This window comes from Phenylobacterium sp. NIBR 498073 (genome assembly GCF_027286305.1).
In the GTDB taxonomy this organism is placed as follows: domain Bacteria; phylum Pseudomonadota; class Alphaproteobacteria; order Caulobacterales; family Caulobacteraceae; genus Phenylobacterium.
The window spans coordinates 2,413,574-2,438,493 of the sequence record NZ_CP114599.1; the positions used below are offsets into that span (position 1 = coordinate 2,413,574).

The 24,920-nt window shown below is 69.5% G+C and carries 21 protein-coding genes and 1 tRNA gene; 7 read left to right on the top strand and 15 right to left on the bottom strand.

Annotation, left to right across the window (positions count from 1 at the left end; all coding sequences use genetic code 11):
* The first annotated feature begins 779 nt into the window (after positions 1–779).
* Positions 780–3,425: a bifunctional acetate--CoA ligase family protein/GNAT family N-acetyltransferase gene (locus O4N75_RS12040; protein ID WP_269625793.1), complete on the top strand. Its 2,646-nt coding sequence runs from the start codon at positions 780–782 to the stop codon at positions 3,423–3,425.
* On the opposite strand, the gene O4N75_RS12045 is transcribed toward O4N75_RS12040, so the two are convergent.
* The 6 genes from O4N75_RS12045 to O4N75_RS12070 form a co-directional block, all read right to left on the bottom strand.
* A complete protein-coding gene (locus O4N75_RS12045) occupies positions 3,422–4,027 on the bottom strand; it encodes a phosphoribosylglycinamide formyltransferase (protein ID WP_269625794.1) in 606 nt (201 codons plus the stop codon). The two genes, O4N75_RS12040 and O4N75_RS12045, sit on opposite strands and share 4 nt — an antisense overlap.
* Entirely contained in the window at positions 4,024–4,848 is an 825-nt protein-coding gene (locus O4N75_RS12050) for an MBL fold metallo-hydrolase (protein ID WP_269625795.1), read from the bottom strand. The genes O4N75_RS12045 and O4N75_RS12050 overlap by 4 nt, the downstream gene beginning before the upstream one ends.
* Positions 4,845–5,621: a TatD family hydrolase gene (locus tag O4N75_RS12055; protein ID WP_269625796.1), complete on the bottom strand. Its 777-nt coding sequence runs from the start codon at positions 5,619–5,621 to the stop codon at positions 4,845–4,847. The genes O4N75_RS12050 and O4N75_RS12055 overlap by 4 nt, the downstream gene beginning before the upstream one ends.
* Before the next feature lie 9 nt (positions 5,622–5,630).
* Positions 5,631–6,629, bottom strand: coding sequence for a DNA polymerase III subunit delta' (locus O4N75_RS12060; protein WP_269625797.1), 999 nt, complete (start codon positions 6,627–6,629; stop codon positions 5,631–5,633).
* The gene (gene tmk / locus O4N75_RS12065; RefSeq protein ID WP_269629365.1) at positions 6,622–7,266 is read right to left on the bottom strand and encodes a dTMP kinase; all 645 of its coding nucleotides are present in this window, start codon (positions 7,264–7,266) and stop codon (positions 6,622–6,624) included. Before tmk ends, O4N75_RS12060 begins: the two co-directional genes overlap by 8 nt.
* A gap of 75 nt (positions 7,267–7,341) precedes the next feature.
* Positions 7,342–8,283: a septal ring lytic transglycosylase RlpA family protein gene (locus O4N75_RS12070; protein ID WP_269625798.1), complete on the bottom strand. Its 942-nt coding sequence runs from the start codon at positions 8,281–8,283 to the stop codon at positions 7,342–7,344.
* A gap of 152 nt (positions 8,284–8,435) precedes the next feature.
* Here O4N75_RS12070 and O4N75_RS12075 point away from each other — a divergent pair.
* Together O4N75_RS12075 and O4N75_RS12080 are read left to right on the top strand one after the other, a co-directional pair.
* A tRNA-Ser gene (locus tag O4N75_RS12075) sits at positions 8,436–8,525 on the top strand.
* Between the two features lie 97 nt (positions 8,526–8,622).
* Entirely contained in the window at positions 8,623–10,584 is a 1,962-nt protein-coding gene (locus O4N75_RS12080; RefSeq protein ID WP_269625799.1) for an oleate hydratase, read from the top strand.
* A 4-nt stretch (positions 10,585–10,588) separates the two neighbouring features.
* Here O4N75_RS12080 and O4N75_RS12085 read toward each other — a convergent pair whose 3' ends face one another.
* Positions 10,589–11,341 carry a helix-turn-helix transcriptional regulator gene (locus tag O4N75_RS12085; RefSeq protein WP_269625800.1) on the bottom strand — a complete coding sequence of 251 codons (753 nt, stop codon included), beginning with the start codon at positions 11,339–11,341 and terminating at the stop codon, positions 10,589–10,591.
* Between the two features lie 148 nt (positions 11,342–11,489).
* Between O4N75_RS12085 and O4N75_RS12090 the strand changes: the two genes are divergently transcribed.
* From O4N75_RS12090 to O4N75_RS12105, 4 genes are all read left to right on the top strand, one after another.
* The gene (locus O4N75_RS12090; RefSeq protein ID WP_269625801.1) at positions 11,490–13,865 is read left to right on the top strand and encodes a TonB-dependent receptor; all 2,376 of its coding nucleotides are present in this window, start codon (positions 11,490–11,492) and stop codon (positions 13,863–13,865) included.
* A gap of 12 nt (positions 13,866–13,877) precedes the next feature.
* Positions 13,878–15,062: an acyl-CoA dehydrogenase family protein gene (locus tag O4N75_RS12095; protein WP_269625802.1), complete on the top strand. Its 1,185-nt coding sequence runs from the start codon at positions 13,878–13,880 to the stop codon at positions 15,060–15,062.
* An 11-nt stretch (positions 15,063–15,073) separates the two neighbouring features.
* Positions 15,074–16,663 carry a fatty acid--CoA ligase gene (locus tag O4N75_RS12100; RefSeq protein WP_269625803.1) on the top strand — a complete coding sequence of 530 codons (1,590 nt, stop codon included), beginning with the start codon at positions 15,074–15,076 and terminating at the stop codon, positions 16,661–16,663.
* 96 nt (positions 16,664–16,759) lie between these two features.
* Positions 16,760–17,392, top strand: coding sequence for a helix-turn-helix domain-containing protein (locus O4N75_RS12105; RefSeq protein ID WP_269625804.1), 633 nt, complete (start codon positions 16,760–16,762; stop codon positions 17,390–17,392).
* A 25-nt stretch (positions 17,393–17,417) separates the two neighbouring features.
* On the opposite strand, the gene hemN is transcribed toward O4N75_RS12105, so the two are convergent.
* The 8 genes from hemN to ccoO all read right to left on the bottom strand — a co-directional run bounded on the left by hemN (position 17,418) and on the right by ccoO (position 24,915).
* A complete protein-coding gene (gene hemN, locus O4N75_RS12110) occupies positions 17,418–18,797 on the bottom strand; it encodes an oxygen-independent coproporphyrinogen III oxidase (RefSeq protein WP_269625805.1) in 1,380 nt (459 codons plus the stop codon).
* A 63-nt stretch (positions 18,798–18,860) separates the two neighbouring features.
* Positions 18,861–19,010: a cbb3-type cytochrome oxidase assembly protein CcoS gene (ccoS, locus tag O4N75_RS12115; RefSeq protein WP_267230247.1), complete on the bottom strand. Its 150-nt coding sequence runs from the start codon at positions 19,008–19,010 to the stop codon at positions 18,861–18,863.
* The gene (locus O4N75_RS12120; RefSeq protein WP_269625806.1) at positions 19,010–21,178 is read right to left on the bottom strand and encodes a heavy metal translocating P-type ATPase; all 2,169 of its coding nucleotides are present in this window, start codon (positions 21,176–21,178) and stop codon (positions 19,010–19,012) included. The genes ccoS and O4N75_RS12120 overlap by 1 nt, the downstream gene beginning before the upstream one ends.
* Positions 21,169–21,645 carry a FixH family protein gene (locus O4N75_RS12125; RefSeq protein WP_269625807.1) on the bottom strand — a complete coding sequence of 159 codons (477 nt, stop codon included), beginning with the start codon at positions 21,643–21,645 and terminating at the stop codon, positions 21,169–21,171. The genes O4N75_RS12120 and O4N75_RS12125 overlap by 10 nt, the downstream gene beginning before the upstream one ends.
* Entirely contained in the window at positions 21,642–23,147 is a 1,506-nt protein-coding gene (gene ccoG, locus O4N75_RS12130; protein WP_269625808.1) for a cytochrome c oxidase accessory protein CcoG, read from the bottom strand. Before ccoG ends, O4N75_RS12125 begins: the two co-directional genes overlap by 4 nt.
* 4 nt (positions 23,148–23,151) lie before the next feature.
* The gene (gene ccoP, locus O4N75_RS12135; protein WP_269625809.1) at positions 23,152–24,018 is read right to left on the bottom strand and encodes a cytochrome-c oxidase, cbb3-type subunit III; all 867 of its coding nucleotides are present in this window, start codon (positions 24,016–24,018) and stop codon (positions 23,152–23,154) included.
* Entirely contained in the window at positions 24,005–24,184 is a 180-nt protein-coding gene (locus O4N75_RS12140; protein ID WP_267230235.1) for a cbb3-type cytochrome c oxidase subunit 3, read from the bottom strand. The genes ccoP and O4N75_RS12140 overlap by 14 nt, the downstream gene beginning before the upstream one ends.
* Positions 24,181–24,915 (bottom strand): cytochrome-c oxidase, cbb3-type subunit II, encoded by a 735-nt coding sequence (gene ccoO / locus O4N75_RS12145; RefSeq protein WP_267230233.1) that lies wholly within the window; start codon positions 24,913–24,915, stop codon positions 24,181–24,183. Before ccoO ends, O4N75_RS12140 begins: the two co-directional genes overlap by 4 nt.
* Between the last annotated feature and the right edge of the window lie 5 nt (positions 24,916–24,920).

Here is a 24,920-nt window from a genome sequence, read left to right on the forward strand (position 1 = left end):
CCCAAGGTCAGCTAAGAGCCCCTAGCGGACCAACCCGTCCGGAAATGCAACAGAAGGGTCGATGTCGCTAGGCTTCGGTCGTCAGGCCTCTCTAAGACCACTGCAACAATCGCCGCGTACCGCGTGTGCAACAGCTGGTCACGTCTCAGCGGGGCCACGAGCCTAGCTCAGCCTCGATCTGGTCGCTGCAACGGTCCCCGAACCTGTGCAGTTTCTGAACTCTAAGGTCGAGATTGAGGCGGCCTGGCGCTCCATCCTGCTGCAGATCGCCGCGCCAGCCAGACCAACGCCGTCAGCGCCGGGATTGAACGGCATACGGCCGTGTCAGCGGGACCAGGAAGTCGTCGTCGGCGGCGGCGGGCTCCGGTTTGGCAGTCACGCGATCCGACGTTCCGGCCGCCTTGACGGTCTGCCGGACCCGCGCGGCTTCCCGTGCGACCTCGGCCTGGGCCGCGCCGGCGCGTTCTGGGGTCGGCCTTCAGGGCCCGTGCAGCTTTGCTCGCGGCGCGGCCCTCCTGGCGGAAGGCGCCGAAATAGGCGCGCGACAGATGCTGGTCCTGCAGCTGCGGCAGCGTGCTGACCTGGGCGACTTGGACATGCTGGTCTCACGAGAAGGCGCGGCGTCGGGCCGCAGGTCGTGCGGCCGCTAGCGGCCTGCGCAACGGGCGACCTCCTCCGTTCACAGGACGCCGACGCATGCCGACTTGATCGTCAGGCCGACGCGGGGTGTGCTGCCGCCGCCAGATTCTCCTGGCGGTGAGCGCAAGCGGAGGCCCGCCATGACCACGCGAAACCTCGATGCGCTGTTCCACCCGAATGCGATCGCGGTGATCGGCGCTAGCAACGCGCCCGGCTCGGTCGGACAGGTGCTGTCGCGCAACCTGCTGGAAAGCGGCTTTGCCGGGCCTGTCCTGCCGGTGTCGCTGAGCGCGCGGGCGATCCGCTCCTCGATCGCCTATCGCAGCGTCGCCGAGTTGCCGCTGGTTCCCGACCTGGCGGTGATCGCCACCCCGGCGCCGTCGGTGCCGGGGATCGTCGCCGAACTGGCCCAGGCCGGCTGCCGGGCGGCCATCGTGATCAGCGCCGGCGTCGACGCGCCCCTGCGCCAGCAGATGCTGGACGCCGCCAAACCGACCTTGATGCGGATCCTCGGCCCCAACTGCCTGGGCTTCATGTCGCCGCGCCAGGGGATCAACGCCAGCTTCGCGCATCTGTCGCCAGCGCCCGGCGGCCTGGCGCTGGTTTCGCAATCGGGCGCCGTCGCGGCCGCGGCCATCGACTGGGCTCATGCCCGCGGGGTCGGGTTCTCGCACGTCCTGACCATCGGCGACGCGGCCGATGTCGATTTCGGCGATCTGCTCGACTACCTGGCTCTCGATTACGACACCCACGGCGTCCTGCTCTACGTCGAGAGCATCACCGACGCGCGAAAGTTCATGACCGCCGGCCGGATCGCCTCGCGCGCCAAGCCGGTCGTCGTGGTCAAGGCCGGCCGCAGCAAGGCCGGCGCTCAGGCGGCGTTCTCGCACACCGGGGCCCTGGCCGGCGCGGACCTGGTCTATGAGGCCGCCCTCCGGCGCGCGGGCATGCTTCGCGTGGGCGGCCTGCGCGAGCTGTTCGACGCCGTCTCGACCCTCGGCGCAGGGATGCGGGTCTATGGCGACCGGCTGGCGATCCTCACCAACGGCGGCGGCGCCGGCGTAATGGCGGCCGACGCCCTGGAGGCCCGCGACGGCCGCCTGGCCGAGCTGTCACCCGAGACCATGGAGAAGCTGGCCGCCACGGCGCCGAAGTACTGGTCCGGCGCCAATCCGGTCGACATCCTCGGCGACACCCACGCCCCGGTCTACGCCCGGGCCCTGGAGATCATGCTCGAAGACCGCAACGCCGACGCCGTGTTGGTGATGAACTGTCCCACCGCGGTCGAGGACAGCACCGCGGCCGCCGACGCCGTGGTCGAGGTCCTGAAGGCCAAGCGCTACCATCGCCCTGTGCTCAGCGCCTGGATGGGCCAGACCGCAGTCGCCGAGGGCCGGCGGCGGCTGGCCGCGGCCGGCGTTCCGGCCCACGAAACGCCGGACGAGGCGGTCCGCGCCTTCATGCACCTCGTCGATCACCGCAAGAACCAGGAAGCGCTGATCCGCACGCCGGGCGCGATGGCCGCGCCCAACGGCGCGGCGGCCCGCGCGGTGATCGCCAAGGCACGCGCCGACGGACGCCTCACGCTCACCGATCCGGAAGCCCGCGAGGTGCTCAAGGCCTATGGCGTTCCGGCGCTGGAAGGCCGCGACGCCGCGACTCCGGAAGAGGCCGGCCGCATCGCCGAGGAGATCGGCGGACCGGTCGCGTTGAAGGTCGTGTCGCCGGACGTCAGCCACAAGTCGGAGCTCGGCGGCGTCGTGCTCGGCCTCGAGGGCGCGCTGGAGACCCAGATCGAGGCCCAGGCCATGTTGGCGCGGATCGCCAAGGCCCGTCCACAGGCGCGGATCGAAGGCCTGGTGGTCGAGCCGCTGGTCCATCGGCCCGAGGCGCGCGAGCTGCTGGTCGGCGTCGCCCAGGACAGCCTGTTCGGTCCCATCGTGATGTTCGGAGCCGGCGGCATCAGCGTCGAGGTCACCGCCGACCACGTGATCGGCCTGCCGCCGCTGGACGACGTCCTGGCGCGCGATATGATCGGCCGCACGCGGGTCTCGCGCCTGCTGCAAGGGTTCCGGGACCACACTGCCGCCGATCTCGACGCTATCGCCGACGTCATCGTGCGGGTCTCGCAGATCGCCGCCGGCGAGCCGGACATCGCCGAGCTCGACATCAATCCGCTGCTGGCCGACGCTTCCGGGGCCCTGGCGCTGGCCGCCCGGATCCGGCTGCGGGCGCCGGACGAGGCCCGGCCGCGCCTGGCGATCCTGCCCTATCCCGACGGCCTGCAGCGGCAGATCGAGGTCGGCGGCCAGCCGGTGACCCTGCGCGCCATCCGGCCTCAGGACGGCCCGGCGATCGCCGCGATGGTCGAGGCCAGCAGCGCCGAGGACGTGCGGCTGCGCTTCCGCTCAGGCTTCCGCACCCTGCCCCCGGGCTGGCCCGAGCGGCTGTCGCAGATCGATTACGACCGCGAGATGGCGCTGGTGGTCGACGATGGCGAGAAAATCATCGGCGTCTCGCGCCTGGCCGGCGATCCCCAGGGCCAGACCGCCGAGTTCGCGCTGATGGTCCGCACCGACCAACAGCACAAGGGCCTGGGACGGCTGCTGCTCAGCGAAATCCTGAACTACGCCGCGGCCAAGGGCCTGGCCGAGGTCTGGGGCGACGTTGCGCGGGAAAACACCGCGATGCTGACCACGGCCAAATCGCTCGGCTTCGAGCGGCGCGCGGCCGAGGACTTCACGCGGGTGAAGATCGTCAAGACCCTGCGGCCGCCGTCCGACTAATCCGGCAGGCGCAGCTCGCCTGCGGCGATGCGGGCCAGGGTCTCGACGAAGAAGCCAGGCTCCATCGCCGCCACCCGCGCCTCCAGCGTCTCGGCCGTATCGCCGGCCAGCACAGGCACGGTGCGACGCTCGATCACCGGGCCGTGGTCGTAGATCTCGTCGACCGCATGGATGGTGGCCCCGCTCTCGCTCGCGCCCGCGGCGATGACCGCCTCGTGCACCCGCCGACCGTACATCCCCTCGCCGCCGAACGCTGGCAGCAGGCCCGGATGGATGTTCAGGATGCGGTTGCGATAGCGCCCGAGCGTCAGCGGCCCCAGCCGGCGCAGGTATCCCGAGAGGATCACCAGTTCGACGCCGGCGCCCTCCAGCGCCGCGCAAAGCGCCGCGTCGGCCGCCTCCGGATCGGCCTGGGTCGGGATGACCAGGGTCGGCACGCCGCGCTCGGCCGCGAATTCCAGGGCCGGCGCCTTGCGGTTGTTGCTGACCACCAGGCGCGGCTCGACCGCCAGTCCCCCAGCGCGCGCCGCCTCGACGATAGCCCGCATGCTGGTGCCGTTTTTCGACGCGAGGAAACCAAGCTTAAGCGGTGAGGAAATCATGAGAAATCGCCGCTCAATTCGTGTTCGAAACGCAGGCCGTCATAGGCCGGCTCGACCCCTTCCGGCAGCTGCGCGGCCAGCTCGGCGTAGTCCAGGTCGATATGCATGTTGGTCAGGATCGCCCGGCGCGGACGCGCCCGCGCGATCCACTCCAGCGCCAGCTCGACGTGCGCATGGGTCGGATGCGGCCGCCAGCGCAGCGCATCCAGGATCCAGACATCGAGACCGTCAAGCGCCTCGAAAGCCGCATCGTCCAGCCCGACCACATCGCTAGAATAGGCTACGTTTCCAAAGCGATATCCGACAGACCTCACGCCGCCATGGTCCTGATCGAAGGTCGTGACCGGGATCGCGCCGGACGGACCATCGACCGCCCAGGCCTGGCCGTGGGGCGCCAGCGGGGTGATGTCGCCGATCGCCGGATAGCCGTTCTCGCCCTCGAACACATAGCCGAACCGCCGCTGCATGCTGAGCGCGGTCGGCGTGTCCATGTGGCAGGCGATCCGCGCGCGCTGGCGGATGAAGAAGGCGCGGATGTCGTCGATGCCGTGGGTCTGGTCGGCATGATCATGGGTCAGCAGCACGCCATCCAGCCGCTTGGCCCCGGCTTGCGAGGTCTGCCAGACGAGATCGGGCGAGGTGTCGACGATCAGGGTGGTGTCGTTCTCCGCGCCCTGCCCCAGCCGGCGGACCAGCAGCGAGCAGCGGCGGCGGCGATTCTTCGGCTCGGCGGGATCGCACGCCCCCCAGTCGCCGTCGGCCCGCGGCACGCCGCCGGAGGAGCCGCAGCCCAGAATGGTGAACTCCAGCCGCCCGCTCATGGCCGCGGGATCCTGTCGAAAAGGGCGAAGAACGCATCCTCCGCACGCTTCTCGGCATCATGCCGCGACCAGCCGCGGATCTTGGCCAGCCCGGCCAGGACGTCGGGCAGGAAGGCCGGCTCGTTGCGGCGTCCGCGGTGCGGAACCGGCGCGAGATAGGGGCAATCGGTCTCCACGATGATGCGGTCGGCCGGCATGTCGCGGACAATGGCGCGAACATCCTCGGCGGTCTTGAAGGTGGCGATGCCCGAGACCGAGAACCAGGCCCCCAGCGCCGCTGCCCGCGCCGCGAGCTCGGCGCCTGACGTGTAGCAGTGCATCAGCATCTTGAAGGGACCGGCGGCGTACTCCTCCTCAAGGATGTCGCCCATCAGCTCGTCGGCCTCGCGGGTGTGGACCACTAGCGGCAGGCCCGTCTCGCGCGCGGCGGCGACGTGCTGGCGAAAGACCTTGGCCTGGATGTCCCGCGGGCTGAGATCGTAGTGGAAATCGAGCCCCGTCTCGCCGATCCCGACCACCCGCGGGTCGGCGGCGATGGTCACGAGGTCGGCCGCCGAAAGGTCCGGGTTCTCCTTGGCCTCGTGCGGGTGCGTGCCGACCGTGCACCAGATGTCAGGATGCTCGGCCAGGGCGCGCACGGCGGCGAAGCCCGAGACCTTGTCGCTGATATTGACCATCAGCTCGATGCCGGCGGCGCGGGCGCGGGCGATCACCTCGTCGCGGTCTTCGTCGAACTGGTGTGCGTGCAGGTTTACGTGGCTGTCGATCAGCATTCGGAGGTTTCAGGCGCGCGCGGCGGCGCGCAGTTCAGTGAGAGCCGTGAAGAACGCGTCCGCACGGTCGAGATTGACGGCCTCGACCTCCCGCGGAAGGCGCTGCAGCGTCTCCCATGCTGCGGCCCAGCGATCAAGCCCGCCATAGCCCTCGGCCGCCAGTCGCACGGCGTGGCCGTGGACCCGCTCGGCGAGCCGCTCCAGCAGCAGATTGAACTGCGCCGCCCCCTCCGCGCCGCGGAAGCGGTCGGCCAGCGACAGCGCCAAGCCCTCGTCCACCGCCGGCAGCGACTGCAGGATCTCCTTGGCCGCATCGTCGACCGTCACCGCGCCGGCCAGCGCAAGCGCCAGCGCCTTGCCGGGCGCGCCCTTCGACATCCGCGCCAGGCGGATCGCGTCCTCGGGATTGGCGGTCGTCCGCGCCTCGACGAAGGCGGTGACTTCAGCTTCCGGCAGCGGCTGGAAACCCAACCGCCGGCAGCGCGACTTGATCGTCGGCAGCAGCCCGCCCGGCGCGTGCGAGACCAGCAGGATCACCCCGCGCGGCGGCGGCTCCTCGAGCGTCTTCAGGACGGCGTTCGCCGCGTTGACGTTGAGATCGTCCGCCGCATCGATGATCGCCACGCGGTGCGGCGCCGCCGCCGGCGACTTGGCGAAGAAGTCGGTCAGCTTGCGGGCCTCGTCGACCGGGATCACCTTGCGCGGCTTGCCGTCCTCGCCGACCCGCTCCAGCACCATCAGGTCCGGGTGCGAGCGGGCGATGATCTGGCGGCTGACCGGATGGTCCGGCGAAGCGCCAAGCACCCCGTAGGCCGGATTGTGGGGCGCGCCCAGCAGCCGACGGGCCGCGCGGAAGGCGAAGGTCGCCTTGCCCACACCCTCGGTCCCGGTCAGCAGCCAGGCATGGTGCAGCCGGCCGCGGCCGCGCGCCTCTTCGAACGCCGTCTCGGCCGCCTCGTGGCCCTTCAGGTCGAAGACCTGGCGCGGATGGGGCGCAGCGTCAGCCATGGACCAGCCGGCCCTCGACGGCCCGCCACACCTGCCCCTCGACCTCGTCCATGCCCTGGCCGGCGTCGATCAGCGCGCAACGGTCGGGCTCGGCCGCGGCGATGGTGCGGAACGCCGCGCGCAGGCGCTCGTGGAACGCCACTCCTTTGGATTCGAAGCGCGTCTCGGCGTGGCCGTCGGCCTTCGCGAACGCTTCGGCGCGGGCCAGGCCGACCTCGACCGGCAGGTCGAAGACCAGGGTCAGGTCCGGCCGGACGTCCGTCAGGACGAAGGTCTCCAGGGCGGTGATGAAGGCCGGGTCGACCCCGCCGGCCCCGCCCTGATAGGCGCGGGTCGAATCGGCGAAGCGGTCGCAGACCACCCAGGCGCCGCGCTCCAGCGCCGGCAGGATGGTCCTCTCGATGTGATCGCGCCGCGCCCCGTACATCAGCAGGGTCTCAGTGGCCGGGCTCCAGCGATCGGCCTCGCCCTTCAGGACCAGGTTGCGGATCGCCTCGGCGCCGGGCGAGCCGCCCGGTTCGCGCGTGGCCACCACATCATGGCCGGCGGACTGCAGGCGCGCGACCAGGCGCCGAACCTGCGTCGACTTGCCCGCGCCCTCGCCGCCTTCGAAAGTGATGAACCGCCCACGCGTCACGCCGGCCAAAATGGCCGGTTCGGCCGGTTTGTCCAGCGCTCACCGGCCGCCGGGCGGACTTGTCCCAGCCGAGGGTCAGGCGCCCGGCCGCACCACCCGCGCCTCAGTAAAGCCGTAGGCCGCCACTCGATCGCGCAGATCGAAGGCTTCGGCCTCGTCGGCCGTGCCGTCCACCATCACGCGATAGAGCGTCATCCCGTCGCCGCGCTCGAACGGTTCGATCCTGGCGACGACGGCCGAGCCGAGCTGGCTCACCACGCGCTGGGCGTTGGCTGGATCGGAGAAGGCCCCGGCCTGGACGCGATAGATCAGCCCGGCGGGCGCGGCCGGAACCGCGGCCGGCGCCAGCGGAGCCAGCGGTTGGGCGGCCACCGGCGTCTCGACCGGCCCGGGGTTCAGTCCAGTATAGGCCGTCGGCGCGGCGGGCGGCAGCGCGGCCGGGGTCGGCGTCGGGGTGTAGGCCGAATGGCGCAGGCCTGCGTCGGGCGCGCCGAGCGGCGCTGGGCCGACATAGCGGACGCGGACCCGCGCCGTGCCCTGCTGTTCGAAACCGAGCTGGCGCGCAGCCTCCTGCGAGACGTCGATCACCGCTCCGCCCTTGAACGGGCCGCGGTCGTTGACGCGGACCTGCACCGTTCGATTGTTCTCGAGATTGGTGACCTCGACGATCGACGGCAGCGGCAGGGTCGTATGAGCGCCCGACAGCGCATAGCGGTCGAACACCTCGCCGTTGGCGGTGGTCTTCAGGTGGTGCGACTGACCGTACCAGGTGGCCGTGCCTTCCTGGTCGTAGCCGGGCTCTTCCTTCGGCACGTACCAGACGCCGCCGACCTCGTAGGGGGAACCGACCTTGTAGCGCCCGCCCGCCCCGTTCGGCAGCTGCCCAGGCGTGGGGCCCGCGGTCGGATGCTTGGCGGCGTAGCGCGGTTGAGGCGTGGCGCAGGCGGCCAGCGCCGCCGTCCCCATGAGCACGACAACGACGCCGCGGACCGGCGCGTACGGACGGATGCGAGCCATGGCCGCCCCCTCTTTCAAATCGACGCTCCCCAGCGCTGAGCGCCATGTTCGCCGCGCGAGCCTTGCGCCATGGTTAATGCAGCGACGAATTTCATTAAGCATCCACGATGGGTGGAGACGCCGCCCGACCCCTGCTATAGGCCCCTCCTTCCGGAAGGGTGGCCGAGTGGTTTAAGGCAGCGGTCTTGAAAACCGCCGTAGGTGAGAGCCTACCGTGGGTTCGAATCCCACCCCTTCCGCCAAGCACCTCCGGAATACCCCCTAGAGCCCGATTTGGCGCTTCACGCGTTCAAGGCGGCATGGGGGCGACAGGCGTCCCGCTTTGCTGAAGGGGATGCCATGAGCGCCCGCGACAAGGGTTCGAAGTTCACGGTCGAGGCTGACGCGACCGCCGCTTATTGGCGCAAGGGGCCGCACGACGCCCTCCCCCCGCCGGACATGGTCGGGCCCTATCAACGCAACCGGCCGGTCGCCCCGAAGGCCGTCAAGGGTCGCAAGGCCTACATCATCGGCAGCGGCGTCGGCGGACTGGCGGCGGCGTTCTACATGATCCGCGACGGCGGCATGAAGGGCGAGGACATCACCATCCTGGACGCGCTGAACGTCACCGGCGGATCGCTGGACGGCGCGGGCGACGCCGAGGCCGGCTACATCGTTCGCGGCGGTCGGGAGATGAACTGGAACTACGACAACTTCTGGGACCTGTTCCAGGACGTCCCGGCGCTGGAATTGCCGGAGGGGTTCAGCGTCCTGGACGAGTACCGGCTGGTCAACGACAACGATCCGAACTTCTCCAAGTCCAGGCTGATGCACAAGCGCGGTCAGATCCGCGACTTCTCGACCCTGGGCCTGACCAAGGCTCACCAGTGGGAACTGATCCGCCTGCTGCTGAAGCGCAAGGAAGACCTCGATGACGTGACCATCGAGGACTATTTCAGCGAGAGCTTCCTGGAGACCAACTTCTGGTACCTGTGGCGCTCGATGTTCGCCTTCGAGAACTGGCAGAGCCTTCTTGAGATGAAGCTCTACATGCACCGGTTCCTCGATGCGATCGACGGGCTCGGCGACATGTCGGCCCTGGTCTTCCCCAAGTACAATCAATACGACGGCTTCGTCGTGCCGCTGACCCGGCTGCTGCGCGACAAGGGCGTGAAGGTCCAGTTCGACACCCGCGCCTACGACCTCGACATGACGGTCGACGGGGATGCGCGCACCGTGACCGCCATCCGCTGCAAGGTCGGTGGCAAGGACAGCACCATCACGGTCGGCCCCGACGACCTGGTGTTCGCGATCACCGGCTCGATGACGGAAGGCACGGCGTATGGCGACCTCGACCATGCGCCGGCGCTCCAGCGTGATCGCCGCGATCCGGGCGAGGCCAGCGACTGGGCGCTATGGCGCAACCTCGCCAAGGCTTCGCCGATCTTCGGCAAGCCGGAGAAGTTCTACGGCGACGTCGACCGCTCGATGTGGGAGTCGGCCACCCTCACCTGCAAACCCTCGCCGTTCGTGGACAAGCTGAAGGAGCTGGCGGTCAACGATCCCTACTCCGGCAAGACGGTCACCGGCGGGGTCATCACCTTCACCGATTCCGCCTGGGTGCTGAGCTTCACCTGCAACCGCCAGCCCCACTTCCCGAACCAGCCCAAGGATGTGCTGGTGATCTGGGTCTATGCGCTGCTGATGGACAAGGACGGCGACTATGTGAAGAAGCCGATGCCGGCCTGCACCGGACGCGAGATCCTGGCCGAGCTCTGCTACCACCTGGGCATCGAGGACCAGCTCGACGCGGTCGCGGCCGCGACCAAGGTGCGCATGGCGCTGATGCCCTACATCACCGCCCAGTTCATGCCGCGGGCGGCGGGCGACCGGCCGCATGTCGTGCCGGCCGGCTGCACGAACCTTGGCCTGCTCGGCCAGTTCGTCGAGACCAGCAACGACGTCATCTTCACCATGGAAAGCTCGGTGCGGACCGCCAGGATCGCGGTCTATACCCTGCTCGGCCTGCCCAAGCAGGTGCCGGACCTGAGCCCCACCCAGTACGATATCCGCACCCTGTTGAAGGCCGCGCGGGCCATTAACAACGGCGAGCCGTTCCCCGGCGAACGGCTGCTCCACAAGCTGCTCGACAACACTTACTTCGCCCACGTCCTGCCGCCGCTGCCCGAGGCGCGGGAGTCGCGGCGCGAGCAGATCGACGCCGACCTGGCGGCGGTGCTCGGTCGCCGCAGTCAGGCGCTGAGCTCGGCGGCTGAACGGCTCGAACTCTTCCGCGAACGCCTGCTGGCCAGGTGGAAATAGCCGCCTAGCTGCGCGTGGCTCTCTGCCGCTCGCCGACATAGCCGAGCACCGAGGCGCGGTGGACCGCCTGCGGGCGGCCCGCCACGCCCATCTTGTCGGCGGCGTTGCGCATGTGGAAACGGACGGTCGGCATCGAGATCTTCACGATCTCGGCGATCTCCCCGTCCGTCTTGCCCTTGGCGGCCCACTTCAGGCACTGGATTTCGCGCCGGGTCAGGTGGACCAGGCCGTCCGGGGACAGGCCGCGGTCGTTGTAGGCGGCCATGAAGCGCAGCGAGAGGATCGACAGCTCTGCGGCCCGCTGCTCGAACACCGGCCTCACGTCGATCACCTCGGGCGAGGCCCAGACGATCGCGCCGATCACTCCGCCCGGCAGGTGGGCGGGGGCGATGATCGCCGTGCCGATCTCCACCGTGTCGGCGCTCTGCACCACCTCGATCGACTCCAGCCGGCGCGAAGGACGCCAGGCGCCGAAGCGGCCGTCCTGGAAGTAGAACGGCTCGGCCGTATAGCGGCAGGCGAAGACGAAGGCCGAGCGCAGCGCAAAGCCTCGATCCTTCCAGTACTGCAATCCTGGGTCGAGCCACTGAAACAGGGTCTCGGCGAACGGCCGGCCATCGCGGTCGCGCATCGGTTCCGGATCGCCGATGTCGGCGCTGACCGCGACATAGGGCAGGCCTATCTCGCGCCCACGGTCACGCACCTGGGCCGCAAGAGCTTCGATCAGCTCGTACTCGTCGTGAGCCTCAGCGCTCATCGCCACGACGGCCTGCCCCCCCTGCGGCGCCTATCACTTCCGATAGCTTGTCCCGCAAAGCCTGTTTCTGCAAGCATTCCCGCCTCGCCGCGACAAGACGGCGACGTGCAAGAACGGTTCGTCGGCGACGCCGGCAGCGGGAGGGAACATGAAACAAGCACTGGCGACCGCCTCGTGGGCGGTCATCGCGGCGGCCTGCGCGGCCGGATCGGCCCTGGCGCAGGAGAGCGGGACGGTCGCCGAACTGGTGGTCACCGCCCAGAAGCGCGAGCAGAACCTCCAGGACGTCCCGATCGTCGTCACCGCCCTTCCGCAACGGCAACTTCAGGATGCGGGCGTCCGCGACATCAAGGACCTGCAGGTCCTGGCCCCCGGACTCAGCGTCACCTCCTCGACCAGTGAGGCCCAGACCTCCGCGCGGATCCGCGGCGTGGGCACCATCGGCGACAATCCGGGCCTGGAATCCTCGGTCGGCACGGTCGTCGACGGCGTCTACCGCGCGCGCAGCGGGGTGGCCTTCGGCGACCTCGGCGAACTGGAGCGGGTCGAGATCCTGAAGGGGCCGCAGGGCACCCTGTTCGGCAAGAATACCTCGGCGGGCGTCATCAACGTGCTGACCAAGGCGCCGTCGTTCGACTTCGAAGCCGCCGGCGAGCTCACGGTCGGCGATCATGGCGCGCTGGGCGTCGCCGGCAGCGTGACTGGACCGATCGTCGCCGACAAACTGGCCGGGCGCCTCTATGCCGCCAAGCGTGAGCGCGACGGCTTCGCCGACGTCCACGTCGGGGCCGGCCCGCGCACCCGCACCGACGACACCGACCAGAACTACTACACCGTCCGCGGCCAACTGCTGTTCACCCCGACCGACAGCCTCAGCATCAAGCTGCTGGCCGACTATTCCGACCGCGACGAGCATTGCTGCGTGAACTTCGTCACCGTCGCCGGCCCGACCGCGGCGCTGATCGACGCCCTGGCGGCCGACGAAGGCGTCCAGCGGCCGCCGAACCCCGGCGCGCGGATCGCCAACGCCAACCGCGACATGGGCTCGAAAATCACCGACCAGGGCGTCTCGGCCCAACTCGACTGGGATATCAGCGACGGCATGGCGCTGATCTCGATCACCGCCTTCCGCGACTGGCGCGCGGAGAACGGCTCGGACATCGACTTCTCGTCGGCCGACATCTGGTACCGCCCCGCCGACGGCTCAAGCTTCAACGAGATCAAAGCGTTTTCGCAGGAAGTTCGCCTCGCCGGGTCCACCGAGACCGTCAACTGGCTGATCGGGGTCTTCTATTCCGACGAGGACCTCAAGGCTGCGGCCGCCACCACCTTCGGCACGGCGTACGAGCCCTATTTCGGCCTGCTGCTGTCGGCGCCGTCCGGCAGCCCCAATCCGACCTTCATCTCGCAACTCACCGGCCTGCCCTATGGAACCAACTTCCCGGCCGGCGCCGGCCCGCGCGACAGCTACGACCACAATTCCAAGGGCTGGGCGTTGTTCACCAACAACAGCTGGAAGGTCACCGAGGCGCTCGAGCTGACCCTGGGGCTCCGTTACTCCGACGACGAAAAGACCGTCCGCAGCCACTACACCAATTCGGCGCCGGCCAACGCCTGCGCCGCGGCCCTGGCCCGGCCGCTCCCGGCCGCCGCCCGCGGGGCGATCTGCGCGCCGCATTCGGACCCGGCCTTCAACAACGTCGTCACCAACCAGGAGCAGAGCGAAGGCCGCTGGAGCGGCACCCTCAAGGCCAGCTACCGCTTCAACGAGGGGGTGATGGCCTACGCCTCCTACGCTGAGGGCTTCAAGAGCGGCGGCTTTAACCTCGACCGCGCGCGGCTGGCGGCCGGCGTCATCAACCCCGACACCAGCTTCCCGGCCGAAACCGTGGTCAGCTACGAACTCGGCGTGAAGACCAATACGGCCGATTACGGCCTGGTCGCCAACGCTGCGCTGTTCCACCAGACCTACGAGAACTTCCAGCTCAACACCTACACCGGCATCAGCTGGCTAGTCGCCTCGATCCCCGAGGTGATCTCGCGCGGGGTCGACGTCGACCTGATGTGGCGGCCGCCAGTCGAGGGCCTCAGCTTCTCGGGCGGCGTCACCTATGCCGAGACCCAGTTCGGCGACTTCGCGCCGCCGGCCGGGATCTCCCCTCGCCTGCCGAACGCCCGGCTTTCCTACGCCCCACTGTGGTCGGCGGCCGGAACGGTGAACTACGAGCGCCCGGTGACGGAGACCCTCGAATTCCGCGCCAGCCTCTCGGCCAAGTACACCTCGGAGTACAACACCGGCTCCAACCTCGATCCGCTGAAGTCCCAGCCGCCGCTGACCCTGGTCAACGCCCGCCTGGTCCTCGCCAGCCAGGACGAGCGCTGGTCAGCCGAGCTCTGGGCCCAGAACCTGACCGACGAGGACTACAACCAGGTCGTAGTCGATCAGCCGCTGCAGACCGGCACCTTCGCCACTTTCCTGGCCCCGCCGCGCACCTACGGGGTTACGCTGCGTGGACGCTTCTAGGACCCGCGCCAAGTGAACCTGGATCTGACCGCCGAAGAACTGGCCTTCCGCGACGAGGTGCGCGCCTTCCTGGAGGAGGCGCTCACGCCCGAACTGCGCGAGGCCGGACGCCGGGCCACCAGCGTCTTCATGGACAAGCGCTACAGCCTGCCCTGGCAGAAGATCCTGCACGCCAAGGGCTGGGCCGCGCCGAGCTGGCCCAAGGCCTATGGCGGCCCCGGTTGGAGCGAGATGCAGCGGCACATCTTCTCGGCCGAATGCGCACGGGCCGGCGCGCCCAGCCTGGCCCCCATGGGCCTGCGCATGGTCGGGCCGGTGATCATGGGCTACGGCAGCGAGGCCCAGAAGGCCCACTACCTGCCGCGCATCCTGTCGGGCGAGGACTACTGGTGCCAGGGCTATTCCGAACCCGGGGCCGGCTCGGACCTCGCCGCCCTGCAGTTGCGCGCGACGCGTGACGGCGACGACTACGTGCTGAACGGCTCCAAGCTGTGGACCACCCACGCGCACTGGGCCAACCGCATGTTCTGCCTGGTCCGGACGTTGCCCGACGGCAAGCCGCAGGCCGGGATCACCTTCCTGCTGCTCGACATGCAGACGCCGGGGATCCGGGTCCGCCCGATCATCACCCTCGCCGGCGAGCACGAGGTCAACGAGGTGTTCTTCGAGAACGTCCGGGTTCCGGTCTCCGGCCGGCTCGGCGAGGAGAACCAGGGCTGGACGGTCGCCAAGTACCTGCTCGAGTTCGAGCGCGGCGGCGGCTCGGCCCCCGGCCTGAAGGTGATGCTTGAGCGGCTGCGCCGGACCGCCCGCGACGCCGGCCTGCTGGACGAGGCCAGCTTCCGGCGCCGGCTGATGGAGACCGAGGTCGCCGTCCAGGCCATCGAGGTCTCCGAGCAGCGCATCCTGGCGGCGCTGTCGTCCGGCAAGAACCCGGGTCCGGCCTCCTCGATGCTCAAGACCCAGGGCGGCGAGGCCATGCAGCGCATCGACGAACTGCTGCTGGAGGTCGCCGGGCTCTACGCCGCCCCCGACCAGCCAGCCGCCCGCGAGCCCGGCTCCAACATTCCGCCGATCGGGCCCGACGCGGTGCTGACCGCCATGCCTCGATACCTCAACGATCGCGCCGCCTCGATCTATGGCGGCTCCAACGAGATCCAGCGGGACATCATCGCCCGGCTGGTGCTCGGACTCTAGGGAGACCGCCCGTGGCCGAAACGTCCGTCGACTTCAACGCCATCCCGACCCTGGCCGAAGCGCCGCGCTTCCACGCCCGCGAGCGGCCGGACGCCGTCGCCCTGACCTTCGAGGGCCGCGAGACCACCTACGCCCAGTTCGACGCGGCCAGCAACCGGGCCGCCCAGGCCCTGCTCGCCGAAGGCCTGAAGAAGGGCGACCGCATCGCCTATCTCGGCAAGAACAGCGACCACTATTTCGAGCTGCTGTTCGGGGCGGCCAAGATCGGGGTGATCATGGCCCCGATCGGCTGGCGGCTGGCCCCGCCCGAGGTCGCCTACATCGCCGGCGACGCCCAGGCCAAGATGCTGTTCGTCGGGCCCGAAGTGCTCGACACCGCCCGCCAGGTCGCCGCCGACCTGCCCGACCTCAAGGTCGTGGCCATGGAATCCGGCGCCGGCGATTGGCCGACCTACGAGGCCTGGCGCGACGCGCAAAGCCCCGTCGATCCTGCCGTTGCGATCGACGAACGCGACGTGGCCGTCCAGCTCTACACCTCCGGCACGACCGGACGCCCGAAGGGCGCGATGCTCAGTCACCTCAACATCCTGGGCGGCCGCCGCCGGGCCCAGGAAAGCCCGATGGCCTGGAACCAATGGGCCCCGGAAGACATCAGCCTGGTCGCCATGCCGGTCGGGCACATCGGCGGCACCGGCTGGGGCATTGTCGGCCTGGTCAACGGCGCAAAGGGCGTGGTCGCGCGCGAATTCGATCCGTTCAAGGTTCTGGACTACATCGAGCACGATCGCGTCTCGAAGATGTTCATGGTCCCGGCGGCGCTGCAGATCGTGGTGCGCCAGCCCCGGGCGCGCGAAGTCGACTATTCGCGCCTGAAATACATCTTCTACGGCGCCAGCCCGATCCCGCTGGACCTGCTGCGCGAGTGCATGGAGGTGTTCGGCTGCGGTTTCGTCCAGCAGTACGGCATGACCGAGACCTGCGGCACCATCGTCTACCTTCCGCCTGAAGACCATGATCCGGCCGGCAACGCCCGGATGCGGGCGGCCGGCCTGCCGATGCCGGGCGTCGAAATCAAGATCGTGAACGAGGCTGGCGAAAGGCTGGGGCCGAACACCGTCGGCGAGGTCGCCGTCCGCTCGGTCTCGAACATGGCCGGCTACTGGCGCCTGCCCGAGGCGACGGCCGCGACCGTCGCCGCCGACGGCTGGCTGCGCACCGGCGACGCCGGCTACTTGGACGAGGACGGCTATCTGTTCATCCACGACCGGGTGAAGGACATGATCATCTCCGGCGCCGAGAACATCTATCCGGCCGAGGTCGAGAGCGCCGTCTATGGCCACCCCGACGTGGCCGAGGTGGCGGTGATCGGCGTGCCCGACGACAAGTGGGGCGAGTCGGTGAAGGCCATCGTCGCACCCAAGCCGGGGACCAACCCCGATCCGGAGGACATCATCGCCTTCGCCCGCACCCGCATCGCCGGCTTCAAGGCTCCCAAGAGCGTCGACTTCATCGAGGCCTTGCCCCGCAACGCTTCCGGCAAGATCCTGCGCCGCGAACTGCGCGAGCCGTACTGGGCCGGACGCACCCGCCGCGTGAACTGACCTCCGTAGGACTACGTAAGGGCGCCCCCGTAAGGAACGATCCGAAATTTTCCGCCTGCCCGCCCCGGCCTAGTCAAAGGTCATCGGGAGTTGGGTATGACTTGCAGCGAAACGATCCTCCGTGACGACCACGACCTGATCAGCCGGATCGGCGTGCCGATGACCTTCGCCAAGGACGAAGAGATCTACGGCCAGGGCGAGCGCGCAGATCTGATCTACCGCATGATCAGCGGCACGGTCCGCACCTCACGCTTCATGGCCGACGGCCGCCGGCCGATCGGCGACTTCTACTATCCCGGCGACGTGTTCGGCCTGGAGACGACCGGCAGCCACAGCATGGCGGCCGAAGCGCTCAGCGACTGCGTGATCCTGGCGGCCAGCCGCCAGGCCATGCTGGCCGCGGGCGGCGAAAGCGAACTCAAGGACCTGATGTGGGACGCCACCGTGCGCGACCTCGAAAGCGCCCGCGAGCACCTGACCCTGCTGGTCCGCAAGAGCGCCAGCGAGCGGGTCGCCAGCTTTCTGTTGGGCCTGGCCCAACGCCGCGGCGAGACCGCCGTCGAACTGGCCATGGGCCGTCAGGACATGGCCGACTATCTCGGCCTCACCATCGAGACGGTCTCGCGGATGATCACCCAGCTGCAGTCGTCCGGCGTGGTCGAGTTCGAAAGCTGCCGCCGGTTCCGGGTCCGCAACCGCGAGGCCCTGGAAGACCTCGCCGCCGCCTGACCTTCCTCTTCTCTACGATCTCTCCTCACAGCGCCTTGGCGTGCCGGCCCTGCTGGGCGTCGAAGTAGGCGTCCACCGCCGCACAGATCGAGCGGATCACCAGCCGGCCGTGTCCGATCACTTCGACGCGGCCGGCTTCGGCGTTCAGCAGGCCTTCGCGCCGGAACGGCTCCAGCCGCGCCAGGATCAGCGCCAGGTCGGCCAGCGTGCGGCCATGACGGGCGCACACAGCATTCAGATCGACCGCAAAGTCGCACATCAGCCGCTCGATGATCTCGGCCCGAAATCGGTCCTCATCGGTGATCGCTACGCCGCGGGCGACCGGCAGTTCGCCGCGATCCAGCGCCGCGCGCCAGTCCAGTTCTCGCGTCAGGTTCTGGACGAAGCCCTGCGGGAAGGCGCCGATGGCCGAGGCGCCCATCCCGATCAGGGTCTTGGCGGCGTCGGTCGTATAGCCCTGGAAATTGCGGCGCAGCCGCCCCTCGGCCTGGGCGACCGCGAGCTCGTCGCTCGGCAGGGCGAAGTGGTCCAGCCCGATCCGGACATAGCCCTCGGCGATCAGGCGTTCGGCTGCGGTCTCGCTCTGGTCGAGCCGCTCGGCCGGCCCCGGCAGGGCCTCCTCGGCGATCAACTGCTGGTGCGACTTCATCCACGGGACGTGCGCGTAGCCGAACAAGGCCAGACGCTCAGGCCGCAGGCTCAGCACCGCATCGATGGTCGCCAGGGTGTTGGCCGTGGTCTGGTGCGGCAGGCCGTACATCAGGTCGAAGTTGATCGACGTGACGCCCGCCTCGCGCAGCCATCCCACGCAGCGGGCGGCCTCCTCGATCGTGCCCTTGCGGTCCACGGCCGCTTGCACCTGCGGGTCGAGGTTCTGGACCCCCAGGCTGGCGCGGCGCAGGCCGTGGCCGGCGCAGGCCATCACCCACTCGCGGGTCAGGGCCGGCGGGTCGATCTCGGTCGCCACCTCGATGTCGGGCGAGAGGTCGAAGACCTCGCCGAGCGCGGCGAACAGCACGTCCAGCTCCTCGACGGCCAGCATGTTCGGCGTGCCGCCGCCGAAGTGCAGCGCATTGGCGGGCAGCTTGCCCGGCAGCGCCTGGCCCAGCAGACGGATTTCATCCAGCAGCTTGCCGACATAGGCGGCGATCGGCTCGTGCCGGTTCACGGCCCGCGTGTTGCAGCCGCAGTACCAGCACAGCCGCGCGCAGAAGGGGATGTGCATATAGAGCGACACCGGGTCGCTCACGGGCAGGTCGGCCAGCCAGCGTCGGTAGACCGCCTCGCCGACCTCGGGTGTGAACTGCACGGCGGTCGGATAGCTGGTGTAGCGCGGCGCGCGACCGTCGAAACGGGCGACCAGGTCGGCCAGCGCCTGGGGGTCTTTGAGCGCGGTGAAGGTCACGGGCGGCTCCTGTGGTGTCTCAGGACTTCTCACCCGATCGGCTTCAGCGCGCCGTGATATCCGTCAATCGGGGCGATCGTGCTCCACCAGGATCCGCGAGGCGTCGCCGACCGGGTCCTCGTACTGGCCGCTGCGCAACGTCCACCAGAAGGCCCCCAGGCCGACCAGGGCCAGCGCCACCGAGGCTGGAGCCAGGAACATCAGAATATCCATCAGCGTCTCCCCGCCCCGGTGCGCAGGGCGTTCAGGGTCACGACCAGCGACGAGCCCGACATCGCCAGGGCGGCGACGAACGGGTTGACCAGTCCGAGCATCGCCGCCGGCGCGGCCACCATGTTGTAGAGCGCGGCGAACGAGAAGTTCTCCAGCGCCCGGCGGCGCGCCGAACGGGCCACATCGATCGCCTCGATCACCGCCTCCAGCCGATCGCCGGAAAACACCAGGTCGGCGGCGTTCTGGCTGGCGTCGAGCGCCGTTCCTGGGGCCATCGCCGCGTGCGCTCCGGCCAAGGCCGCGGCGTCGTTCAGGCCGTCGCCGACCATCAGCACCTTGCGCCCTTCGGCGGTGCGCTCGGCGACCAGGGCCGCCTTGTCGGCGGGCGTCAGCGCCGCCCGCCAGGCCTCGATCCCGGCCTGCTCGGCCGCCCGCGCCACGGCGGCGAAGGTGTCGCCCGAGAGGATCTCGACGCTCAGCCCACGGGCCTTCAGGGCCGCCACTGCGGCGGCTGCATCGGCGCGAAGCTGGTCGGCGAACACGAAGCGGATCTTGGTTTCGCCTTCGACCCCGAACCACAGCTCGGTCTCGCTGGCCGGGGCCCCGTCGACGCCGACGAACGCGGCGCGGCCCAGCCGGGCGCGGCGACCGCCGATATAGCCCTCGACCCCCTGCCCTGGCGTCTCGACGACATTGTCGGCCAGCAAGGTCGGCCCGGCATGGGCGGCCAGCGCCCGCGACAGGGGATGGGCCGAGGCCTTGGCCAGCGGCGCGGCCATGGCGATGGCGGTCGGAACCGGGTCGATCAGCTGGGGCCGGCCTTCGGTCAGCACCCCGGTCTTGTCGAGCACCACATGATCGACTTCGGCCAGCCGCTCCAGCGCGGCGCCCGACTTGACCAGCACCCCGCGCCGGAACAGGCGTGCTGAGGCGGTGACCTGCACCGCCGGAACCGCCAGGCCCAGGGCGCACGGACAGGTGATGATCAGGACCGCGACCGCGCGCAGCAGCGCCTCGCGCGGCCCCATGCCCAGCGCCCAGACGCCGACGAAGGTCAGCGCCGCCGCCGTATGGATGATCGGCACGTAGAGCGCTGCGGCCTTGTCGGCGAGCTGGACGTACTTCGATCGGGACTGCGCACCGGCCTCGACGAGGCGGGCGATGGCCGCGACCGCGGAATCCTCCGAGCGGGCCACGGCGCGCAGCCGCAGCACGCCGCCCAGGTTCAGGGCCCCGGCCTGGCAGGCCTCGCCCGGAACCACCCGCACCGGCAGGGTCTCACCGGTCAGCATCGACTTGTCGAGCTCAGACACGCCGGCGGCGATCACTGCGTCGACGGGGATCCGCTCGCCCGGACGGACGACCAGCACGTCGCCGGGCGCGACCTCGCTGAGCGGGATGCGGCGTTCGGCGCCGTCCTCCCCAAGCAGGGCGGCGGAAGGCGCCTGCATGGCCAACAGGTCGGCCGCCGCGCTGCGGGCGTTGGCGCGCAGGCGATGATCGAGCCAACGCCCGATCAGCAACAGGAACAGCAGGGTTACGGCGGCGTCGAAATAGGCGTCGCGCCCACGCAGCACCGTCTCGATGAACGAAATCACCAGGGTCAGGATCACGCCGATGGAGATCGGCACGTCCATGTTGGCCCGGCCCGAACGCAGCGAGCGCCAGGCCGACTCGAAGAACGGCATGCCGGCGTAGACCGCGCACGGCGCGCCGATCACTCCGCTCATCCACATCATCAGGGTTCGGGTGGCCGGCCCGAGCTCCTGGCCGAACAGGCCCGCCCAGATCGGCACCGAGAACATCATCGCATTGCCGGCGCCGAAGGCGGCGACCCCGAGCGCCAGGGTGAGGCGGCGGCCTTCGGCGTCACGCGCCGCTGCGGCCTTGCCCGGATCGTAGAGCGTCGCCGGATAGCCGAGGCCGTCCAGCCGCTCGAGCACCAGGCTGGGATCGCCCGCGCCGGCTTCAAAGCCCACCGTCAGCTTGCCGGTCGTGAGGTTCAGCCGCGCCGTCTCCACGGCCGGCAACGCCCGGACCTCGCCCTCGATCTTGGCCATGCAGGCCGCGCATCGCGCGCCCTTGACCAGCAACTCCAAGGAGCGGCCGCCGCCCTCGACTGGGCGGAGGAAGGCAGTGAAATCCTGGCGATCAGCGGTCAGGGCCATGTCAGTCGACGCTCGGCTTGAAAGACCTGCCCTTGGCTCTGGACGTGGACGTCCCAGGCTCCCGCGGCGGGCTTGGCGGGGGCGCGATAGCGGCCGGGCGCGGCTTCTGCGAACTTCAGCGGATGCTCGCCGGCCTCGGTCGCCGGCCGGCGCAGCAGGCCGGTAAGCTGCAGGCCCGAAACCGGCTGGCCCTTGGCGTCGGCGATTTCCACCACCACCCCGTCGGCGTCGGGCGCGGCCGTCGCGGTCCACCCCATGGCCGCCTGGGCGCGGCGCTGGGCGACGGCGCGGTTGTAGGCCAGCCCGTCCTCGTAGGGCGTCACCGAGACCTGCCCCGGGTGCGAGCGATAGGCCAGCACCAGGAACAGGGAGTCGACGGCGATCACCACTCCGAAGAAGGCGACCACGGAGACGAGGACGTGCCAGCCGGTGATCCGGAACGGCTTCTTCACGGCGCGGGCGGTCATGGCGCGTTCGCAGCTCCTGAAAGGAAGGTCGTCTCCGCTCGGGTCTGCGTCGAAGGTGTGGCGACGACGAAGGCGGCAGACATGTTTGCGGCGGTGATCTCGGCCGGCGGAAGGGTCACGAACACTCGCACCGCGCGGACCTCGTTGGCCGGGACCTCGACCTTCAGCACGTCGCGGCTGGCGCGGTCGCCGGGCGTCTTCAGGATCGCGCCCTTGGGACCGTCGAAGGCGACGCTATAGGTCTGGGCCTCGAACGTCCGGTTGGCGATCTTGATCGTGTATCCGTTGCGAACCGCTCCATCGTGTAGCCGCACGAACACCGGGTTGCGGTCGTGCAGGACGTGGAGGTCCATGGTCGGCCGAGTCATCAGCCCCCAGGCCATCAGCCCGCCGACGACCGCCAGCGCGACCGCGTAGAAGACCGTGCGCGAACGCACCAGCCGATAGACCGCCGGCTTTCCGGCCGCCCGCGCCTCGACCGCCGCGTCGGTGTCATAGGCGATCAGGCCCTTGGGCCGGTCGACCTTGAGCATGATCTCGTCGCAAGCGTCGATGCACAGACCGCAGTTGATGCACTCCAGCTGCGCGCCGTCGCGGATGTCGATGCCCATCGGACAGGCGGTGACGCACTGATTGCAGTCGACGCAGTCGCCGCGGCCCTCCCAGCCGGCGTTCTTCTTGTGGGCGCCGCGCGGCTCGCCGCGGTCGTAGCGATAGGTCACCTGCAGTGAATTGGTGTCGAGCATCGCGCCCTGGATCCGCGGCCACGGGCACATGTAGATGCAGACCTGCTCGCGCATGGTCCCGGCGAACACATAGGTCGTGAAGGTCAGCAGGACGCAGAATACGTAGCCGGTGATCGGCCCCTCCCCCACCCAGAAGTCGCGCAGCAGGTTCGGCGCGTCGTGGAAGTAGAAGATCCAGGCCCCGCCGGTGGCGAAGGCGATACCCAGCCAGACAGCGTGCTTGCCGATCTTGCGCCAGGCCTTGTCCAGCGACCACGGCGCGGCGTCCAGGCGCATGCGCGCGTTGCGGTCGCCCTCGAACAGGCGCTCGACATAGATGAACAAGTCCGTCCAGACCGTCTGCGGACAGGTGTAGCCGCACCAGAGTCGGCCGAACAGCGCCGTCACCAGGAACAGCGCCAGCGCCGACAGCACCAGCAGGCCGGTGATGAAGTGCACCTCCTGCGGCCACAGCTGGATGTCGAAGAAGTAGAACCGGCGGCCGGCGAAATCGACCAGCACCGCCTGGTCCGGCAGCACGCCTGGGCGGTCCCAGCGGATCCAGGGGGTGATGTAGTAGATCGCCAGGGTGACGATCATCACCGCCCACTTGATCGCGCGCCAGCGGCCATGGACCAGCTTCGGATAGATCGGGGCGCGCGGCTTGTAGAGACCGCCGCCCGGGTCCGCGCTCTTGCGGGCCCGGGCAGCGGCCGAGACCGGACCCGCTTCATGCTTGGGGGCGGAAGCTCGGGTCCTGTCTATGACGACGGTCATGGCCCTACTGGCCTCCGGCGTTGGCGTGGATGTAGACGGCGAGCGCCTTCAGAGTTTCCGGGTCGAACCGGGCTTTCCAGCTGGGCATCACGCCGCCGCGGCCGTTCCAGATCTGGGCGTGGATGTCGGCCCGCGTGGAGCCGTACAGCCACTCCTGGTCGGTCAGGTTCGGCGCGCCCTGCTTCTGGTCGCCGGTCCCGGTCGGACCGTGACAGGCGACGCACTGGGTCTGATAGACCGGCGCGGCGCGACGCACGGCGGCGGCGTTGGCGGGCCGGCCCGAGAGCGCCACGACATACTCGGTCAGGTCCGAGATCTCGGCCGCGCCCAGCATCTGGTCGCGTCCGAACGCCGGCATCTGCGAGAAGCGCGTCTGCGGATGGTCGGCGCGGACGCCCACCTCGATGGTGCGGTGGATGTCCTCGAGCGAACCGCCCCACAGCCACACGTCGTCACGCAGGTTGGCGTAGCCCTTGGCCCCGACCCCGCCGGTGCCGTGGCAGGTGGCGCAGTTGTCGCCGAACACCGACTGGCCGACAGCCTGGGCGTAGGCCTGCAGCTCCGGATCGCGCTCGATCTCCTCGAGGCTGGCGGTCTTCAGCCGCGCGGCCTGGGCGCCGCGCACGGTCTTCAGGTCGTTCAGGGCGACGACGACGTCGGCGCGGTCGGACTGGCCGAGCACGCCCTGGGTGTAACTGCGCACGCCGGGCCAGGCCGGCATCAGCACCCAGTAGACGGCCGCCACCACGACGCCGGCCCAGAACATGTACAGCCACCAGCGCGGCAGCGGGTTGTCCAGTTCACGGATGCCGTCCCACTCGTGTCCCGTGGTTTCGACGCCCGTGACCTCGTCGGGTTCACGCTTGGACATCGGGGGCCTCATCATCTTGCAGGGGAAGGCTGGCGAGGCGCTTGAACGCCTCGCGGTTGCGCGGCCAGAGCGCGTAGACGACGCCGCAGGCGAAGATCAGCCCGAAGTAGATCAGGCCGCCTTGCTGGGCGAACCGCGCCACGGTCTCGTAGGTGAGATCGCTCATCGACGGTTCTCCGGGGCCTTGGCCTCGTAGGTGCTGAAGTCGACGAGCGTGCCGAGCATCTGCAGGTAGGCGATCAGGGCGTCCATTTCGGACAGCCGGTCCGGCTCGCCGTCGAAGTCGCGCTGGATGACCTTGCCGCCGTAGCGGGCCTGGAACTTGCTGGCCGCCGCGAAGGGATCGGCCTGGGTCTCCAGGTCGTCCTTGGCGTTGTCGATCATGTCCTGGGTGTAGGGCACGCCGACCTTGGTCATGGCGCGGATCTTGTCCTGAATGTCGCGGTAGTCGAGCGCCTTCTCCGAGAGGAAGGCGTAGGGCGGCATCACCGATTCCGGAACGACCGAGCGCGGGTCGACCAGGTGGTCCTTGTGCCAGCCGTCCGAGTACTTGCCGCCGACCCGCGCCAGGTCGGGCCCGGTGCGCTTGGAGCCCCACTGGAACGGGTGGTCGTACATGCTCTCGGCCGCCAGGCTGTAGTGGCCATAACGTTCGACCTCGTCGCGCAGCGGGCGGACCATCTGCGAGTGACAGGTGTAGCAGCCCTCGCGGATGTAGATGTCCCGGCCGGCGAGCTCGAGCGGGGTGTAGGGACGCACGCCCTCCACCTCCTCGACGGTGCTCTCCAGCCAGAACAGCGGCGCGATCTCGACGATGCCCCCGATGGACACCACGATCAGGATCGCGATGACCAGCGGCAGGGAGTTCCGCTCAAGTTTACCGTGATGTTTCCACATGTTGG

Coding starts and splice junctions, on each gene's coding strand:
- O4N75_RS12060 (WP_269625797.1), bottom strand. CDS start 6,629: ATGGCTGACGCTGCGCCCCATCCGCGCCAGGTCTTCGACCTGAAGGGC.
- ccoO (WP_267230233.1), bottom strand. CDS start 24,915: ATGTGGAAACATCACGGTAAACTTGAGCGGAACTCCCTGCCGCTGGTC.
- O4N75_RS12070 (WP_269625798.1), bottom strand. CDS start 8,283: ATGGCTCGCATCCGTCCGTACGCGCCGGTCCGCGGCGTCGTTGTCGTG.
- O4N75_RS12080 (WP_269625799.1), top strand. CDS start 8,623: ATGAGCGCCCGCGACAAGGGTTCGAAGTTCACGGTCGAGGCTGACGCG.
- O4N75_RS12050 (WP_269625795.1), bottom strand. CDS start 4,848: ATGAGCGGGCGGCTGGAGTTCACCATTCTGGGCTGCGGCTCCTCCGGC.
- O4N75_RS12055 (WP_269625796.1), bottom strand. CDS start 5,621: ATGCTGATCGACAGCCACGTAAACCTGCACGCACACCAGTTCGACGAA.
- O4N75_RS12140 (WP_267230235.1), bottom strand. CDS start 24,184: ATGAGCGATCTCACCTACGAGACCGTGGCGCGGTTCGCCCAGCAAGGC.
- O4N75_RS12090 (WP_269625801.1), top strand. CDS start 11,490: ATGAAACAAGCACTGGCGACCGCCTCGTGGGCGGTCATCGCGGCGGCC.
- O4N75_RS12120 (WP_269625806.1), bottom strand. CDS start 21,178: ATGGCCCTGACCGCTGATCGCCAGGATTTCACTGCCTTCCTCCGCCCA.
- O4N75_RS12105 (WP_269625804.1), top strand. CDS start 16,760: ATGACTTGCAGCGAAACGATCCTCCGTGACGACCACGACCTGATCAGC.
- O4N75_RS12045 (WP_269625794.1), bottom strand. CDS start 4,027: ATGATTTCCTCACCGCTTAAGCTTGGTTTCCTCGCGTCGAAAAACGGC.
- O4N75_RS12125 (WP_269625807.1), bottom strand. CDS start 21,645: ATGACCGCCCGCGCCGTGAAGAAGCCGTTCCGGATCACCGGCTGGCAC.
- ccoP (WP_269625809.1), bottom strand. CDS start 24,018: ATGTCCAAGCGTGAACCCGACGAGGTCACGGGCGTCGAAACCACGGGA.
- ccoS (WP_267230247.1), bottom strand. CDS start 19,010: ATGGATATTCTGATGTTCCTGGCTCCAGCCTCGGTGGCGCTGGCCCTG.
- O4N75_RS12040 (WP_269625793.1), top strand. CDS start 780: ATGACCACGCGAAACCTCGATGCGCTGTTCCACCCGAATGCGATCGCG.
- O4N75_RS12085 (WP_269625800.1), bottom strand. CDS start 11,341: ATGAGCGCTGAGGCTCACGACGAGTACGAGCTGATCGAAGCTCTTGCG.
- ccoG (WP_269625808.1), bottom strand. CDS start 23,147: ATGACCGTCGTCATAGACAGGACCCGAGCTTCCGCCCCCAAGCATGAA.